The 16,233-nt window shown below is 56.9% G+C and carries 15 protein-coding genes and 1 tRNA gene; 10 read left to right on the top strand and 6 right to left on the bottom strand.

The window, feature by feature from the left end:
- Positions 1-687 (bottom strand): response regulator transcription factor, encoded by a 687-nt coding sequence (locus tag B5F28_RS02600; RefSeq protein WP_087293085.1) that lies wholly within the window; start codon positions 685-687, stop codon positions 1-3.
- 394 nt (positions 688-1,081) lie between these two features.
- On the opposite strand from B5F28_RS02600, the gene B5F28_RS02595 reads away from it, so the two are divergent.
- The 6 genes from B5F28_RS02595 to B5F28_RS02570 all read left to right on the top strand — a co-directional run bounded on the left by B5F28_RS02595 (position 1,082) and on the right by B5F28_RS02570 (position 4,442).
- Positions 1,082-1,762, top strand: a complete 681-nt coding sequence (locus B5F28_RS02595) for a DUF4830 domain-containing protein (RefSeq protein WP_087293083.1) — start codon at positions 1,082-1,084, stop codon at positions 1,760-1,762.
- A 121-nt stretch (positions 1,763-1,883) separates the two neighbouring features.
- A tRNA-Met gene (locus tag B5F28_RS02590) sits at positions 1,884-1,960 on the top strand.
- 315 nt (positions 1,961-2,275) lie between these two features.
- Positions 2,276-2,857 (top strand): class I SAM-dependent methyltransferase, encoded by a 582-nt coding sequence (locus B5F28_RS02585; RefSeq protein ID WP_087293081.1) that lies wholly within the window; start codon positions 2,276-2,278, stop codon positions 2,855-2,857.
- Between the two features lie 195 nt (positions 2,858-3,052).
- The gene (locus B5F28_RS15385; RefSeq protein WP_087293078.1) at positions 3,053-3,382 is read left to right on the top strand and encodes a TraX family protein; all 330 of its coding nucleotides are present in this window, start codon (positions 3,053-3,055) and stop codon (positions 3,380-3,382) included.
- On the top strand, positions 3,382-3,627 hold the full coding sequence (locus B5F28_RS02575) for a TraX family protein (RefSeq protein WP_087293076.1): 246 nt from the start codon (positions 3,382-3,384) through the stop codon (positions 3,625-3,627). The genes B5F28_RS15385 and B5F28_RS02575 overlap by 1 nt, the downstream gene beginning before the upstream one ends.
- A 146-nt stretch (positions 3,628-3,773) precedes the next feature.
- Entirely contained in the window at positions 3,774-4,442 is a 669-nt protein-coding gene (locus B5F28_RS02570) for a lysoplasmalogenase family protein (RefSeq protein ID WP_087293074.1), read from the top strand.
- Positions 4,443-4,586: 144 nt separating this feature from the next.
- Here the strand turns inward: B5F28_RS02570 and B5F28_RS02565 are convergent, their stop codons facing one another.
- Positions 4,587-4,967 (bottom strand): hypothetical protein, encoded by a 381-nt coding sequence (locus B5F28_RS02565; RefSeq protein WP_247643384.1) that lies wholly within the window; start codon positions 4,965-4,967, stop codon positions 4,587-4,589.
- 51 nt (positions 4,968-5,018) lie between these two features.
- Positions 5,019-6,110: a hypothetical protein gene (locus B5F28_RS02560; protein ID WP_087293070.1), complete on the bottom strand. Its 1,092-nt coding sequence runs from the start codon at positions 6,108-6,110 to the stop codon at positions 5,019-5,021.
- Positions 6,111-6,390: 280 nt separating this feature from the next.
- Between B5F28_RS02560 and B5F28_RS02555 the strand changes: the two genes are divergently transcribed.
- Positions 6,391-7,224 (top strand): EamA family transporter, encoded by an 834-nt coding sequence (locus tag B5F28_RS02555; protein ID WP_158097492.1) that lies wholly within the window; start codon positions 6,391-6,393, stop codon positions 7,222-7,224.
- Here B5F28_RS02555 and B5F28_RS14660 read toward each other — a convergent pair.
- Entirely contained in the window at positions 7,214-7,351 is a 138-nt protein-coding gene (locus B5F28_RS14660; protein WP_158097491.1) for a hypothetical protein, read from the bottom strand. The two genes, B5F28_RS02555 and B5F28_RS14660, sit on opposite strands and share 11 nt — an antisense overlap.
- Before the next feature lie 370 nt (positions 7,352-7,721).
- On the opposite strand from B5F28_RS14660, the gene B5F28_RS02550 reads away from it, so the two are divergent.
- Positions 7,722-9,845 carry a glycogen synthase gene (locus tag B5F28_RS02550; RefSeq protein WP_087293066.1) on the top strand — a complete coding sequence of 708 codons (2,124 nt, stop codon included), beginning with the start codon at positions 7,722-7,724 and terminating at the stop codon, positions 9,843-9,845.
- Between the two features lie 163 nt (positions 9,846-10,008).
- Here the strand turns inward: B5F28_RS02550 and B5F28_RS02545 are convergent, their stop codons facing one another.
- Together B5F28_RS02545 and B5F28_RS02540 are read right to left on the bottom strand one after the other, a co-directional pair.
- On the bottom strand, positions 10,009-10,464 hold the full coding sequence (locus B5F28_RS02545; protein ID WP_087293064.1) for a hypothetical protein: 456 nt from the start codon (positions 10,462-10,464) through the stop codon (positions 10,009-10,011).
- Between the two features lie 17 nt (positions 10,465-10,481).
- Positions 10,482-11,702, bottom strand: a complete 1,221-nt coding sequence (locus tag B5F28_RS02540; RefSeq protein WP_087293062.1) for an AfsR/SARP family transcriptional regulator — start codon at positions 11,700-11,702, stop codon at positions 10,482-10,484.
- A gap of 537 nt (positions 11,703-12,239) precedes the next feature.
- Between B5F28_RS02540 and B5F28_RS02535 the strand changes: the two genes are divergently transcribed.
- Positions 12,240-12,767 carry a hypothetical protein gene (locus B5F28_RS02535; protein WP_087293059.1) on the top strand — a complete coding sequence of 176 codons (528 nt, stop codon included), beginning with the start codon at positions 12,240-12,242 and terminating at the stop codon, positions 12,765-12,767.
- Positions 12,757-16,233 (top strand): VWA domain-containing protein, encoded by a 3,477-nt coding sequence (locus tag B5F28_RS02530; protein ID WP_087293057.1) that lies wholly within the window; start codon positions 12,757-12,759, stop codon positions 16,231-16,233. Before B5F28_RS02535 ends, B5F28_RS02530 begins: the two co-directional genes overlap by 11 nt.

Genomic DNA, 16,233 nt, shown 5'->3' with positions numbered 1-16,233 from the left:
TTACTTGACCGCTTCCGGGTCGAACTTGTAGCCGATGCCCCACACGGTGACGATGGCGTCCCGATAGCGGCCCAGATGGCTGCGCAGCATCTTGATGTGGGTGTCCACCGTGCGGTCCTCACCGTAGTAGTCGTAGTTCCACACCTTCTGCAGAATCTTCTCGCGGGAGAGGGCAATGCCCCGGTTGGTGGCCAGGAACACCAGCAGATCGAACTCCTTCGGGGTGAGCGAGGCCTCCTGGCCGTCGATCTTCACGCTGTGGCTCACCGAGTCCACCGTGAGGCCGCCGAAGGTGTAAACGCCGCCCTCCGCCTCGGTTCTGGGCAGGGTGCGGTTGAGCACCACCTTCACCCGGGCTACCAGCTCCCGGGGGCTGAAGGGCTTGACCACATAGTCGTCCGCGCCGCTTTCCAGACCGGCCAGCTTGTCGTATTCCTCGCCCCGGGCGGTGAGCATGATCACCGGCGTGTCGATCTTGCGGCTGCGCATCTGGCGCAGGCAGGTCATGCCGTCCACAAAGGGCATCATCACATCCAGAATCACCAGGTCGATGCCGCCCAGCGAAAGAGCCGCCAGCGCCGCGCCGCCGTCGCTGGCTTCCTCACAGGTGAAGTTTTCGTGCTCCAGATGGGCGCGGATCAGGTCCCGGATGCGGGGTTCGTCATCTACGATCAGGATTTTTGGCATAAAAGATTACCTCCTGTTAATTGCTGTGAAACGGGCGGGCAAGCGGCCCGGGCCCGCAGTATTGCCTTTAGGTAACACCGCACAATTCACGCCTGCCGGCTCAGGCGGCGTATCGCGCCAAAATTTTCCGTGATATTTTCCAAAAATGCTCGCCAATCCACCAAGGATTGGCTGTGCTTTTTGGTTCATAGCACAAAAAATTTTCCGGCGCGCTCCACCACCTGAAATTGTGCGGTATTACCTCTTTATATTACCATAATAGGGGAGCGGTGTGGACAAAATGTGAAAGCGGCGCAAAAAATTCGTGGCAGAGCATAAAAACGCCCGGCACAGCATAGTTATGGACCAGTGCTTCGCATGACCGAAGAGCAGTTCACAGAGGAGGGTGCAAAGAATGTTTGTGTTGACGTTGGGCAAAAAAGGCCTGCGCAGACTGGGGGCCGCGGCGGTGTGCGGCATTGCGCTGGCGGGGGCGGTGCTGGCGGTGAGCGGCTTCATCCACGCGGGGGACGGCGCGCTGGAGGCAAACGCCCCGGCGGCCCAGAGCGGGGCCACTGCCATCCCGGAGAAAATCGCAGTCTCGGAGGACATCGCCGCGTTTTTCAAGGGCTTCGGGCTGGAGGTGGACCTGACCACCGCCACGGTGGATAAGGTGAAGGTGCCGAAGAAATGGGACGAAAGCTTTTCCGCCTTCAACACGGTGGTGAAAGAGAGCGGCTTTGATCTGGCGGAAAGCAAGGGCAAAACCGTGGAGAAGTGGCTGGTGGAGTGCCCGGCCCGGTCGGATGGCCAGAACACCTGCCAGTGCGTGCTGCTGGTGTATAAAGAGAAGCCGGTGGGGGCGTATCTGCTGAGCCAGCCCTCCGGCGAGGTGACCGGCCTGACCAGCGCCGCCGCCACCCCCGCGCCCCTGACCAGCGAGCAGGCGGCCCAGACCGCCGCGGGCTTTGGGGAGGGAGCGGCTGAGGCCTCGGCGGACGGCGCGCCCCAGGCGGACAGCGCGGCCCAGCAGGCCAGCGGCGACGAGATCGTGGAGTTCGATATGGCGCAGGTGGGAGCGGAGCCGGTGGAATGAGCCGGACGCCGCCCCGGCGGGGCCGGAGAGCGCAGGAAAAATTTTTTCAAAAACAGGCTTGACAACCCCTGTTCCGTATGCTATTATATATAAGCACTCAGCAAGAGGGCAAACAAAATAGCGCGGAGTGGAGCAGCCTGGTAGCTCGTCGGGCTCATAACCCGAAGGTCGTTGGTTCAAATCCAGCCTCCGCAACCACCAAACCGGTCAACCAATGGTTGGCCGGTTTTTTTGTGCGTGCGTATAAAATGTTTCTGGTCGATGTGGATTTTTATAATGTGTTTGACCTGCGCTATCGTCTATAGGCAGGCCTACACCTAAATGACCTCCCGTCCCGTATATCCGAAAGGTGGGAATTTGCCTAAAAAGCAGCTTTCTTCCACGCTCTTGGAATTGTGGTACAATAATAAATACAGAGTATCAAATTGGAATGTGCAGGCGTGAATGATGAAAACTTTATATCTGCACAGGATATAGAGATACTGTCCCTATAAGGAATTCCGGAGGAATTGCATGGGTGAATTAAAACAAAACTACTACGGCAGCTTGTGTACTGAAATGTACGAAATTTTACAGGAACAAGCGCCGCAGAACGAATTGGACTTTTATCTTTCCTATGCAGAAAAGGGAAAGAAAATATTGGAACCCCTATGCGGCAGCGGACGGTTTCTGGTTCCGTTTTTAGAGCGTGGCTTTGACATCAGCGGGATGGATTTGTCAGGAGAAATGCTGGCTCCCGGCGGGAAATTTGTGTTTGCAGTTGATACCGTCTTTGACCGATGTGAAGAGGACAGTGACTACAAAGTAAATGTTTCGGTGAAAACAAAAGAGGGATATGACTTGATCCTGAAAGGGAAAAACCACTACGACGAAAAAACCCAGACGCAGTTCTCCCCGTCCATTTACGAACTCTATCGCGGAGCGGAATTGCTGCAAAGCGAAACCATGGATTTTCAGACACACCTGTACCGACACGGGGAGATGGACGAATATCTGCGGGGATGCGGCTTTCAGGGCATATCCGTCTATTCCAGTTATCGGAAAGAACCCGCTGTCAATGACCAGTGCGAAATGCTTATCTATGAGTGCAGCTAAGCACTTTGAGGGATTGGCCGCCTTGTCTGCCCGTTCAGCGGGACGGAGAACGGCAGTCAAGGCCGGGTGTAAACCCGTTCATTTCAGCCTTGACGGTTGCCCGCTGTTCTGCCACTTTTCCGGTGTTGTGGCCACAACTTACGATGGCCAGGCCATAAAGGATATCGTTACATCAAATATCTTTTTTGTTAAGATATGCCACCAATTTGGGTAGTAATATCTTCGTTGTTGAAAAGCCCCGGTCGGCAGAGGAAAAGCAGGTCAGGGGGCAGATGGTTATATCCGTATCATCAAAATGTATTATGGACGTTCCTGATCGCGATCGTATGCATGCTCGGCATCGATAAAATAAAGAGCAGCAGCAGGAATATCGCGGTAAAAATTCTATTGATCCTTCTGATCGTATTTGGAGGATGGCTCACAGGAACGATCACCTTTGTGGACTATTATGGCTTTGGTGTCCTGACGGTTCTCACCTTCTATGCGTTCCATAAAAAAGATGGTGGGATTATCTGGCCCAGATAATGATTCTGTATTATATCAATGTGGAATTGTTGGGGGGATTGTATTTCGAAGTAAATATCTTCGGCGTTACGCTGGAGATTGTCCAGCAGGGGCTTGCGCTGCTGGCGCTGCCGATCATCTGGCTGTACAACGGAGAACGTGGATATCACAAAAAATGGCGGCAATATTTTTGCTACGCATTTTATCCTGTGCACATGCTGGTGCTGTATCTGGTTTTTCTGCTGTATCTCATGCTTTATCGATGAAACGGTCCTGTTTTCTGCAGGACCCGGGCACCGGCGCCTCGCAGGGTAGCCAAAGGCTCTGCCGGATTTTTGGGCAGGGCACCAATTGATGGACGGGCGTTTTTTTCCTATACTGAAGGTGGAATAATGCAAAGGAGGCGCGGCCTATGAGCGTACCGTATATCCTGGGAATGGGAGCGGCCTACACCGCCGCCCTGTGGCTGCTGGTGCGGCGGCTGCGCCTGCCGGGGCGGGGGTATCTGCCCGAAAAAACACTGTGCAGCTTCCTGTTTGTGGCCGTGGCGGCGGTGTGCGCTGCCCTGGGCAGCCGTCCCGAAGCGTTCTGGCGCTTGCTGCCGGCGCTGCTGTGCTGTGTGGCGGGGGATGTGGTGCTGGCGCTCTACAATGACCTGCGCCGTCCGGGCCTGTTTTTGGCCGGACTGGGTGCCTTTCTGGCCGGACACAGTCTGTTTGTGTGGGGCCTGTGCCGACTGCAGCCCATGGGCTGGCCGGTGCCGCTGGCCGCGGTACTGGGGGTCGGCGGCGCGGCGGCGCTGTCCGGCATGCCGGGAATGCAGACCGGGCGGATGCGCCCCTGGGTGGTGCTTTACGCAGCCTTTGTTTCGGCACTGCTGGGCAAGGGTCTGCAGCTGGTCTTTGGCATGGGACAGCCCTGGTGCTTTCTGGTGCTGGCAGGGGCGGCGCTGTTCTGGATTTCGGATCTGCTGATCCTGTTTCTGTATTTTTACCCTTCCAGGCACCCTGCCGTGCACGTGGCCAATCTTCTGACCTACTACTATGCCATGTTTCTGATCGCGGTCAGTCTGGCGTTCTGAGAACGGTAGCGCCGTTTCTTTGCCGCTGGGGCCACCGGATTTTCTCAAAATAGTAAAACATGCAAAAAAGCCGGTCAACCATTGGTTGACCGGCTTTTTGTCGGGAACACGCATGCCGCAGGCTGCTTTGCCCCACGGTGAATGCTACCGTTTTTTCCATTTGCGGTAAACCGCAAAAGCCAGCTGCGCCGTCAGGCAGCCCGCAAGCGGAGGAATGCACCAGATCAGGTACAGCACCCACGCCATCACATGCCACTCTGCACGGGACAAAAACCAGAGGCCCGCCGCCAGCAGGGGAAGTGCCGGGAGCAGCAGCCGCCAGCGCCGCGCCGCGGTGCGGCACAACAGCAGCTCCAGAAAAAATGCGGGGATAAAATGGGAGAACAGCAGCAGACCCTGATGCAGGGAAGAAATATTCAAAGGAAGCTCGGCAAAGGCGCTCGCAAAAACCGCGCAGTACACGGCAAAGCTGCCGAGGAACAATGCGAATAAAAGCCTGTTGGTCGTTTGTTTCATGGGTCTCATAAAAACACCTCCCGTATTCATTGCAGGGCGTAACACGGCGGCGCGCCCGGGTCAATCGGCGCTGTCCGGCGCGTGGGGAACCGCTCCATCCACCAAAAGGCCCTGCAGCCCTTCTTCGTATTCCAGACCGATCAGGGTGCTGTGCTCCTGGCCGGGCAGGCTGCCCTGGGGAAAGCTCAGCTCCAGATGCTCCGGGAAAAAGACCAGGTTCCCGGCATCAAAGGCGCTGACCATCGCCTCCCGCTGGGCCGGGTCGGTGATCCCGGCAAGGTCCAGAAGCCTTGAGCTCAGCTCCTCCGGCGGGCAGGTGAACAGGGCCTCGGGTTCGATCCGTTCCCCGGTGGTTTTGTCAAAGGCGTCGCCCCGGCGCAGCTCGGTCATTTCGTTCCCGCTGACGGGCAGACACACCGAGGTCATAAAATAGATGACCCGGTCGCCGGAGGCGATGGGGCCGATCTCCTGGCCCAGAGTGTGGGCGGAAAAAGGCTCGGGGCCTTCCCACCGGCAATAGGCCTCGTAGGCCCGCTCCAGCTGGGCCCGCTCATCGTAGAGAAGTCCCTGCGCCTCATAGAAGGCAAGGATCTTCTCCTGCGCCTGCTGCGGCAGCTGGGCCAGACTCCCCACGCCGCCGGTGTAAACGTTTTCGGGGCCGATGGGGGTATCCACCCGCAGCAGCTCGGTGCCGTCCGTCAGGGTGTAGGCCGTGTCCCGGGCATACTGCCAGACCTGCACGCCGGTGCCGTCCGGCAGGGTGACCGGCTCCGGATGCAGCCACCCCTGCACCTCCACCTGAACGGCGGGCCAGGCGGACGCGGTCGTGCCGTTTGCCGTGGTCACCCGCCTTTTCGGGCCTGCAACCGTGGCGGACACCTGCACCGTATTGGTCAGTTTGCCCTCCCGGAAGGACCGGGTGTCGAACCCGTCCAGAAAGGAAAAGACAAAAGTTTCGTCGGACACAAGCAGATAAAAGGGCTTGCCGTCTTCGGGCTGGACCAGCAAGGTACCGTTCCCCTCAGACCGGAGGATCTGGCCGGAAAACCGGCGCTGGCGGGTCGCCGCAAAAAGCACCGCCCCGACGCAGAGCAGCAGGGCAGCGGCAATGACAGCGCCCCGGAAAAGAAGCTGTTTTCTGTCGGTTGTCATAAAGGTCACCTCGTCCGATTGTGATGTCACGTTCATTATAGCATAGCGGACGGTGCATCAGGAATATTGCCTCCACTGCGCCGCGCTGGAAAAAGCGGGCCGGAAAACAAAAGCAGGGCGATCGCAGCGCCCGGAATGACACAAAGCCGGTCAGCCAATGGTTGACCGGCTTTTCTGTGCCCGGGAGAAAAAGCGGCAGGCCCGGCGGCTTTTCTTTGGGGCAAAGATGTTATATAGTAAAGAGTGCAACATTTTCAAAACACGAAAGGGGAAGCCCAGAATGCTTTTTCTGTTCCTGGCCCTGCTGTTCAGCGCGGTGCTGGCGCTGGTGCTGAAATATCTGAACACCGGCAGCCCGTATGGGGTGTATTTTGTGAACTACATCACCTGTGCGCTGCTGGCCTTTGCCACCTTGCAGCCCAAAACGCTCTACAGCGGCGATGCTACCCCCTGCTGGCTGGGGGCCATCACCGGTCTGATCTATCTGGCGTCCCTTGCGGCCAACGGCTACAGCATCCACAAAAACGGGGCGATCCTCTCCTCGGTGTTCACCCGGCTGGGGGTGCTGGTGCCGATCCTTTTGTCCGTGACGCTGTTCGGCGAGCGGCCCACCCTGTTGCAGGGGCTGGGCGTGGTGCTGGCGGTGGCGGCTGCCGTGGTAATGAACGGCCTGCCCGGCAAAGCCGCGGCGGCGGAGCAGAGGGTGTATCTGCTGCCGCTGGTGCTGACCCTGCTGCTCAACGGCACCGCCGATGCCATGTCCAAGGTGTTCAACCAGCTGGGCCGACGGCAGGACGACGGGCTGTTCATGTTCTATATCTTTCTGTTCGCCGGGATGGCCACTCTGGTGCTGCTGCTCCGGCGGCGCTGCCCGGTCACAAAGCGGGATGTGCTCTTCGGCATTCTGGCGGGTGTGCCGAATTTTCTGTCCTCCCGGCTGCTGCTGGCGGCCCTTGGCCAGCTGCCCGCCTTTCTGGTCTACCCCTCCTACAGCGTGGGGGTGATTCTGGTGATCAGCGTGGCCAGCTTCTTTCTGTTCCGGGAGCGGCTGAATCGCCGTCAGTTGGGCGCGGCGGGCATGATTCTGGCAGCGCTGGTGCTGCTCAACCTGTGAGCTCAAAAAACGCCCGGCGGCGTGTGCCCAGGGTGTGGGTGACGAACAGCCAGAGCAGAAGTGCCGCAAGGGTCGAGCCGGAAAGGCAGATCTGGACCAGGGCGGCCAGATAAAGGGTGTGCTGCATACATATGCTCCTTCCGGGGAGCAGGACGGGTGCGCCCTGTGCGGCGTTTAACCGCAGCCCCCGAATACAAGTATAGGCGCTGCGGCGCAAAAAAGCGGTTGGCTGACCAACGGGTTTTGCTCCGGCCCGGCGATGGTTTTCTACGGCAAAAGTATTTCTTTGTGTAAAACTTTAGAGTGGTAGAAGAAAAAAACGCCCCGGCAATTGCAATTCCGGCGGGAATATGCTAACTTTTTTATAGGGACCCGGGAGCGGCAAACGGCATGCTCCCACGCCGCGCCGAAACCAGAGGCTGGGCCGAAGGGGAACCTTTTGGGCGGCCCATCGCCCTGCGGCGCGGTGCGATCACCATTTGAAAGGAAGAGTTGTTGTGGCACAGAAAAAAGCGCAGTCCACCCAGAAAAAGACCGCCGAAGCCAAAGGTGCTTCGACTTCCGCTAAGAAACCCGCGGAGTCTGTGAAAGCAGCCCCCGTCAAGAGTGAACCCGTAACCAAGACCGAGCCCGCCGCCAAGGCGGAGCCTGCCAAGAAGGCTGAGCCCGCCCCCAAGGCAGAGCCTGCCAAGAAGACCGAGCCCGCCGCCAAGGCGGAGCCTGCCAAGAAGGCCGAGCCTGCCCCCAAGGCGGAGCCTGCCAAGAAGACCGAGCCCGCCGCCAAGGCGGAGCCTGCCAAGAAGACCGAGCCCGCCGCCAAGGCGGAGCCTGCCAAGAAGACCGAGCCCGCCCCCAAGGCAGAGCCTGCCGAGAAGGCCGAGCCTTCTGCCGAGGCAGAGCCTGTCAAGAAGACCCGGACCACCACCCGGAAGACCGCGGCTAAAAAGCCCGCAGCCAAAAAGACCAAGTCTGCCGCCAAGAAGGCAGCTGAGGAGACCAAGCCTGCTGCTCCCGCAGAGGAGGCCGCACCTGTGGCCGAGCAGCCCGCCGCACCCGTAGCGGAGGCTGCACCTGTGGCCGAGCAACCCGCCGCACCCGTAGCGGAGGCTGCACCCGCTGCCGAGCCTGTGGTAGAGGCGGCTCCCGCCCAGCCCCAGTACGACACCCCCCGCCGGAGCGTGGCCTTCATCGGCTCCGAGTGCCATCCCTTCGTCAAGACCGGCGGTCTGGGCGACGTGATGTATGCGCTGCCCCGCGAGCTGGTCAAGCAGAACTGCGACGTGCGGGTCATCCTGCCCCGCTATGCCTGCATCCCCCAGAAGTACCAGGACAAGATGGTCTACCGGGGCGAGTTCTACATGGACCTGGGCGAGACCGGCCGCAGCTACTACGTGGGCATCATGGAGTACATCTGGGACGGTGTGGTCTATGACTTCATCGACAACCAGGAGTTCTTCTCTGCGGGCAACCCCTACGTGGGCCTGGTGGAGGACATCCCCAAGTACTGCTTCTTCAGCAAGGCCGCGCTGGCTGCCCTGAATTACATGAACTGGATTCCCGACATCATCCACTGCCACGACTGGCAGGCAGCTCTGGTGCCGGTGTTCCAGAAGACCCTGTTCCATGATTCTCCCGTGGGCCGCGCCAAGAGCGTGCTCACCATCCATAACCTGCGGTTCCAGGGCATCTACAACATTCCCACCATCCGCTACTGGACCGGCCTGCCCGCCGAGGTGTTCAACATGGGCGCGCTGCAGCAGGCCTGGCGGGATGCCAACATGCTCAAGGGCGGCCTGGCCTACGCCGACCGCATCACCACCGTGAGCAACACCTACGCTTGGGAGATCCAGACCCCGGAATACGGCGAAAAGCTGGAGGACCATCTGCGTTACCACAGCTACAAGCTGCGGGGCATCGTGAACGGCATCGACTACGGCATGTGGAACCCGGCCACCGACCCGGCCCTGGCCGTGAATTACGACATCACCAACGTGCTGGAGCGCAAGCCCCAGAACAAGCTGGCTTTGCAGAAGGAGCTGGGCCTGGTTGAGGACGAGGGCAAGCTGGTCGTTGGCCTGATCTCCCGCCTGACCAACCAGAAGGGCCTGGATCTGGTGAACGCCATCGTGCCCCAGATCATGGACGGCAACACCCAGGTGGTGGTGCTGGGCACCGGCGACAAGGAGTATGAGGACACCTTCCGCTACTACGAGAACGCCTACAAGGGCATGTTCAGCGCCTGCATCCAGTACGATGAGTCCCGCGCTCATCGGATCTACGCCGGTGCGGATGTGCTGCTGGTGCCCTCCCGCTTCGAGCCCTGCGGCCTGACCCAGCTGAACGCCATGCACTACGGCACCCTGCCCATCGTGCGCGAGACCGGCGGCCTGAAGGATACTGTGGAGCCCTACAACGTGTTCAACGGCGGCGGCAACGGCTTCACCTTCGACCGCTACGACGCGGGCCTGCTGCTGGATGCCATCAACCGGGCCAAGACCGAATACTTCACCAGCCGCTACCACTGGGACGAGGTGGTCCAGCGGGATATGGCGAAGGATGTGTCCTGGACCAATTCCGCCCGCCAGTACAAGGACCTGTATCTGGAGCTCACTCCCTGGTAAGCAAACAACCGAACAAAACAAAAAGGCAGACCCGGCGGGGTCTGCCTTTTTTGCTGCATAAAAGTGGGGCGGGTACCCCGGTATGCCGGAAAAACAAAAACGCCGGCTGCAGGGGCTTGCCCGGCATCCGGCGGATGTAATTTGTCGAAAAAGCAGCGGTTGCTCAGCTCATGTACTCCCGCATCAGGTGCAGCAGCTCAATGTCACTGCGGAAGCTCTGCCGTCCGGCGGGGGTCTCCTCCCGGTCCGGCACGATGATCCGGCCCTGCAGGCTCTGGTTCTGGCGGTAGAGGATCTCGATGGTGAAATGCCCCAGCTTGCGAGCGGTCACCGGCTGGGCCGGGGTCCAGCGAAGGGGAGTGGAATTGCCGGAAAAGCTGTTCAGCGCCTCGCTGCGCACCGGGCGGCCCAGTTCGTCACACAGCTCGTCCAGCAGGGCGGTGAGCTGGGTAAAGCTGGAGAAGGCGAAGGGCGGCACGCTGCCGCACAGCGGGATCGCCACACCGGAAAAGCTGTCGCCCTGGCGGTCGGTTACCTGGACCAGAACGCTCACCGGGCCGTAGCCGCAGAAATGCCGGCCCGGCTCGTTGTTGGGGCGGATATTGTAAAAATCGTTCATAGCTTTCACACTCTTTCTCATTGGGGCTGCCAGATCCCGCTGTTGGGGAAGGGCATGTCGGTCTCCACGGTCTGCAGGGAGTGGCGCAGCGCCACCCCGCGCACCGGCTGCTGCTTGTAGCGGGCCTGGATGCGCTGGTCCACAATCTCGCAGTTTTCCCGGTCGGTGCCGATGAGCAGCACCAGGAACCGGTCCCGCCCGTGCTGGGTGAAGGCGTCGCCCCGGCGCAGGCTGTCGTGGATCGCGCCGGACAGCAGCGGCGCGGCCTGGGCGATTTTGTCGGTGTCGGTGAGGGCATGGCCCTTGGGGTCCACCAGCCAGTACAGCAGCAGGCAGGCGCTCTGGCCGGTGCGCTCGATCATGCGGCAGCACATGCGGTATACGTCGATGAAGCTGGGGTAGCTGCAATAGTAGGCCCCCCGCTGGTGCTCGGCCTCCCGCAGCTGGTTGTTCAGCTCGAAGATGGTCTCGTGACTGTCCTGGTTGGCCAGGCTCAGCAGCTGGAACCGGCGGGTCAGCTCGGCGCTGGGCTTCACCACAAAGTCCTCGGTCAGGGTGCGGATGGCCTGGTCGTATACCTGCTTTGCCTCCTGGTAGCGCTCCAGATTCATCAGGCAGTCGATGCGCAGGCAGAAGAACTCCTCCAGCGGATGCATCGAGCTGGCCCGGGTGGCAATGCCCAGCAGCTGTTCCCATTCGCCACGCTCAGGCAGCAGCTGGGTCAGCGCGTCCAGGCAGGCGAAATAGTCCATGCGGTACTTGGCGGCGGTGGTCACAGCCCAGTCGTCCATGGCCAGATGGGGCAGGAAGTCGCCGGAATACAGCTGCTCCGCCTCCAGAAGAAGCTCCAGCCGCTGGTCCGCGTCGGTGGTCTGCCCGGCCTGGGCCATGCACTCCTCAAAGCGGGTCACATCGCTGTGGATGGGTGCCGAGCAGGTGAGGGTGTACTGATTGCTCTTCAGCTGCACGCCCACCTCGCCGGGCAGCGCGGCCTTTTTCAGGCGGCGGCGCAGCTGGGAGATGGTCACGTTCAGGTTGTTGGCCGGGTCGCTGGTGGAGTCATCCACAAAGAAAGCGTCCATCAGGGTGTTGCGGGAAACACCGGCCGGGTACCGGAACAACAGAAATTGCAGCACTCGCATGGCCTTGGTGGTGCAGTTGTCCAGCGGGACAGGCTGCCCGTTCACCCAGACGGAAAACTCGCCGAATAATTTGATGTAAATGGTATCGTGTGTCATGGTTGCGCTTCACCTCTGGCAGCCGGACGGTCGCAGAAAATCTGAAACGGTGGGAATGCACAACAAAACAACTATTTTGTTGTTACTCCCACCGGCTTTTGTCCGCTATCTATATAAAATAATAATAGAGCATATCCGGTTTTATTTCAAGTGATTCCCCCCTTTTTGATCTGGTTAATCTGAACGGGCGGCATCAAAAAACAGGACAATATTTGTCACTTTGAGCCTCGGATGAATGGAAATCGGCCTGATGCGGGCGGTGGCGGAGCGGTGTGAGCGCCGGGGGTTTCAGTTGGGGCGGGACCGATCCGTTTCTTTATTAATAGGTATAATATCATGGTTAAAGAGTTCGTGTTTTGACAGCAAAATATGGATGAAAGCAATCCCCGGCAGCTTTTTTGCAAAGCTGCCGGGGATTTTTTTCTGCTCTCTTAAAAAAAGATGAAATTTTTGTGCCGGATTTTAAGCGGATTTTAAGTGCCGTGTGGGATAGTATGCTCAAAGCTTTGAGGAAGACGAGGTGAAGAGCATTTGAACATGGAAGGTTTCCATTCCGGGGCGCCGAACCTGTGCCGCGTGTGCGTGGACGCATGGGCGGGCGGCGAAGCGACCGGCAGGCTCTATCACTGTTATTCCAAACAGCCGGAGCCGATCGGCCGGACCAGCGATGTGCTGGACAGCATCGACCGCCTGTGCGACCGGCTGAACTACCCCGCCAGGACCCAGCAGCCCAGACGCTTCGGTCCACAGAGGCCAAGGCCGCAGCCGCAGACCACACAGAAGAAGGTGGAGCCGCAGATGACAAGAGAAGAGCTTGCCGAACAGAAAGGAAAGATGGCCACCTTTGTGGTGCATGTGATGTACCGCCAGCATTCCACCTGGCAGGGCAGCGTGACCTGGGCCGAGACGGGAGAGAAAGCGAATTTCCGCAGTGCGCTGGAGCTGATCAAGCTGATGGACAGCGCGGTGGACGAAACCCTGGAAGACGAGTCACCCCCGCAGGACCAACCAAATCTTGCACGACCAAAGAATCCGGTTAGGGAGGAAACAGACTATGAAACATAAAATGTGGAGCCGTTTACTCAGCATGGCGCTGGCGGTAATGATGATCGCCAGCATCGTGCCCAACAGCGCCTTCGCCGAGGCAGGCAGCGAGCTGGCTGCCAGCAGCCAGGTGGTGACCGAGATGGTCGAGGGGACTGAGGAAGTGACTCAGGCGGAGGAAACCACCGGCGAGGAGCCTGCAGAGCAGCCCGCCGGCGAGACTGCTTCCGATGAGGAGCCTGTGGCCGAGCCCAGCACTGAGCCTGCCGTCGAGAGCGAGCAGCCCACCACTGAGCCCACCCAGGCCCCGGCCGAGACCGCTGTGTCCAGTGAGCAGCCCAGCGCCGAGCCCTCTGCGGCTCCGGAGGCCACCGAGACCCCGAACGCCAGCGCACAGCCCAGCGAGACCCCCGCTGCCAGCGCAACCCCTGCGCCCAGCGAGAGCCCTGTGCCCAGTGAGACTCCGGCTCCCAGCGAAGAGCCTGCCATCGACGGCCAGGCTCTGCTGGATGAGCTGATGGCCATTGAGGACGACGAAGCTTTCCTGAAGGCCGTAAGCGAGCTGACCGAAGAGCAGACCGCTGCCCTGGAAGCCCTGGGCGAGGAAGCCCTGGCGGAGTATACGCTGCGGGTGGAGAGCCTGACCGCTGCTCAGCAGCAGGAAGAAAAATTCACCGAGCTGTATGAGAAGCTGATGGCAGCGGAAAGCATTCAGGAAATTGAAGAACTGCTGAATGATTACAGCGATGAGGAACTGAACAGCTTTGTCGATTTTCTGGGTGAAGCCAGGTATACAGAATTGACTGGTTATATCACTGCAAAAGCTGCTGAAGACCAGGAAGCTCCAGTAAGCAAAGTCTTTACTGATGCAGGACCTCTTATGCCGGCGGTTAGTGTCGGAAGGCGGTCTCTCCGCGCAGCTGCTAATTTTTTGAATGCAGATGGCGGCAATGCTGGTGAGGATGCACTGAAAATTTCCAAAACTCTTGAAGGATGGAACAAAGACACAGGCACAGGCACATTGGTGCTGGAAGCATACTCCATTGGTGAGTATAAGACAGAAATTATCGAGAAAGCGGTCCCTGTAGATATTGTACTTGTACTGGACCAGTCGGGATCGATGGGGGATAGTTTCCAGGGTGCATCTAATAGACAAGCCGCAATGAAAGAAGCGGTGAATAATTTCATCACAAAAGTTTCGGAAAAGTATGGAGAAGAATCAGACCATCGAATGGCTATTGTAGAATTCGGTTCTTCGTCTAATGTTTTGGCTAATTGGACTGAGATGGATGTGCAGGGGGCAGAGAGTCTGCATGGTGTTATAAATAGTTTGCCAAACAGACCGTCTGGTGCTACTAATATTGGAAGTGGTATGCAGAATGCAGAAAATCTGCTGATTGGTGATAGCTACAAGTATACCGGTGAAAATAGCAAACGGCATAAAGTTGCTATCGTATTCACAGATGGCGTTCCCACAACATCTAATGACTTTGATACTGGTGTGGCTAATGCGGCAATTCAGTCAGCATACAATATGAAAAATGCAGGCGTTACTGTTTATAGTATCGGCATTTTTACAGGAGTAAATTCGGAACAGCTTTTCGGATCCAGTGGATTTGACACGAATAGCGATGGAAGCATTGGAAGCAAATGGATTAAAGATACATGGGGGTTTTTCCCGGGAACAGATTTTCCAGAAGCAGATATTCCGGCGGCTAATCGGTTCTTGAATTATCTGTCTAACAACTACAAAACGGCAACCAATGTAGGATTGTATAGAGATACGGAAGGTTGGGGCATTTTTCACTATAAAGTTGTATACGAAATTACTGAAAATTTCGAACGAGATAGTGATAAATATTACTTAACCGCTGACGATCAGACCTCTCTGAACCAAATTTTTGAAACGATCAAAGATGAAATCGGTTCCGGCAGTACCAGTGTTACTTTGGATGAAGAGTCGGTTGTACGTGATGTAATGTCTCCCTATTTCACAGTAAACGGAACAAAGGATGATGTTCAAGTTTATGCTGTTCCTTCCACAGGAAAGGACCCGGAAAGCGGTGAGTTCCAGTTCAATGATGACGCAGGAACCTGGATTTTGCTTCCCGATGCAGCGGAGGTGACTGGTAAAGTCGTAGATGTTTCTGGCTTTGATTTTTCTAACCGTTATGTAGCGGAAGAACCTCGTGAAAATCCCCAGAATCCCAGCGACAAAGGCTATTACGGCGAGAAACTGCGGATTGAAATCCCCATTAAAGTGGATTACAGCAAAACGTTTGGAGGAAACCAGATTCCTACGAATGATGAATCGCGTTCGGGTGTTTACATGACCAAAGACACCGCAGTGCCAGAAAAAACGTTTACTTCCCCCAAAGCTGATGTTGCAATCAATTATGACTTCATCACCAAAGATTCCTCGATTTATGTAGGAAATGAACAGAACTTGAAGGATTTGTTCCAACACAATGCAACGCACAATGGAAGCGCTGTTCCTGTGGATGGAGATACCAATAAGTATGTAACGATTAGGTATGAGGTTTTCAAAGGAAACGATCTTTTGGGCACTTATACAATTAAACCTGGCCAGCAAACCGGAAATTGGACTGATGCGGCAAAGGACATTCCTTTTGATTGCACGCAATATACCATTAAGTGCGAAGTGACACCGAAAGATCTTGGCACTGTGGAAAGTTGGAATCAAGAAAAAGGTTCTAAAGTCCATGTTTTTGTTCCCACCATTACTTGGAAAGATGGAACGATTGGTTACAACGATACCTTGAGTGAGAAATTCTTGAAGAGCCGTGCAGTTACTGTACAGTGGAACGACGCGAGTGCGGATGCTGGTGAGAAACCCAGCGGTTTTGAACCGATTTTGGAGTATACCTTTAATGATAAGAGCGGAAATCCTCTGGTGAATACAAATATTACCAGCGATGTTGATGTTTGCGTGAAGGTATCTTACGAAAGTGGTTTGGACATTACTGAGTACACCAGCTTTGGGTGGCAAAAAGACAATGATGAAGGGAATGTGTGTGGCGATAGTTGCACAAAGCCCGATGGATTCCAATTCCGCATTCACGTTGGAACAGGTGATCTCACTATTTCTAAAATCCTTACAAGCTTTAATGCAAGTAAGGGCGAAAAAGTAACTTTCTTGTTTGAAGTCAAAAATGAAGCTACTGGAAAGGTGTATTACCAATCGATCAGCTTTGACTCCACTGAACTGAACGTAGAAAAGAGTAAAACAATCAAAGGACTTCCTGCGGGTAAGTATGTGGTTACCGAATTGGTAACAAACGGATATGAAGCCACTGGTGGTAAAACATCGGTAAGCAACCTGGAGGTTGGTAGAGGTAAAGACGCTAAAGCAATCTTTGAGAATTATTCCAACGGCGATAAGGTGCCTGGTGACAACGAGTATGTAAACAATCAGTTTACCTATACAAAGGATACCGGGTGGACTTGGACGAAAGCTGCCGAATAA

This window comes from Gemmiger sp. An194 (assembly GCF_002160145.1).
Classification (GTDB): Bacteria; Bacillota; Clostridia; order Oscillospirales; family Ruminococcaceae; genus Allofournierella.
The sequence above is the reverse complement of the archived record's forward strand: the minus strand, read 5'-3'. Positions and strand labels throughout refer to the sequence as shown.

Coding starts and splice junctions, on each gene's coding strand:
- B5F28_RS02600 (WP_087293085.1), bottom strand. CDS start 687: ATGCCAAAAATCCTGATCGTAGATGACGAACCCCGCATCCGGGACCTG.
- B5F28_RS02595 (WP_087293083.1), top strand. CDS start 1,082: ATGTTTGTGTTGACGTTGGGCAAAAAAGGCCTGCGCAGACTGGGGGCC.
- B5F28_RS02585 (WP_087293081.1), top strand. CDS start 2,276: ATGGGTGAATTAAAACAAAACTACTACGGCAGCTTGTGTACTGAAATG.
- B5F28_RS15385 (WP_087293078.1), top strand. CDS start 3,053: ATGCCACCAATTTGGGTAGTAATATCTTCGTTGTTGAAAAGCCCCGGT.
- B5F28_RS02575 (WP_087293076.1), top strand. CDS start 3,382: ATGATTCTGTATTATATCAATGTGGAATTGTTGGGGGGATTGTATTTC.
- B5F28_RS02570 (WP_087293074.1), top strand. CDS start 3,774: ATGAGCGTACCGTATATCCTGGGAATGGGAGCGGCCTACACCGCCGCC.
- B5F28_RS02565 (WP_247643384.1), bottom strand. CDS start 4,967: ATGAGACCCATGAAACAAACGACCAACAGGCTTTTATTCGCATTGTTC.
- B5F28_RS02560 (WP_087293070.1), bottom strand. CDS start 6,110: ATGACAACCGACAGAAAACAGCTTCTTTTCCGGGGCGCTGTCATTGCC.
- B5F28_RS02555 (WP_158097492.1), top strand. CDS start 6,391: ATGCTTTTTCTGTTCCTGGCCCTGCTGTTCAGCGCGGTGCTGGCGCTG.
- B5F28_RS14660 (WP_158097491.1), bottom strand. CDS start 7,351: ATGCAGCACACCCTTTATCTGGCCGCCCTGGTCCAGATCTGCCTTTCC.
- B5F28_RS02545 (WP_087293064.1), bottom strand. CDS start 10,464: ATGAACGATTTTTACAATATCCGCCCCAACAACGAGCCGGGCCGGCAT.
- B5F28_RS02540 (WP_087293062.1), bottom strand. CDS start 11,702: ATGACACACGATACCATTTACATCAAATTATTCGGCGAGTTTTCCGTC.
- B5F28_RS02535 (WP_087293059.1), top strand. CDS start 12,240: ATGGAAGGTTTCCATTCCGGGGCGCCGAACCTGTGCCGCGTGTGCGTG.
- B5F28_RS02530 (WP_087293057.1), top strand. CDS start 12,757: ATGAAACATAAAATGTGGAGCCGTTTACTCAGCATGGCGCTGGCGGTA.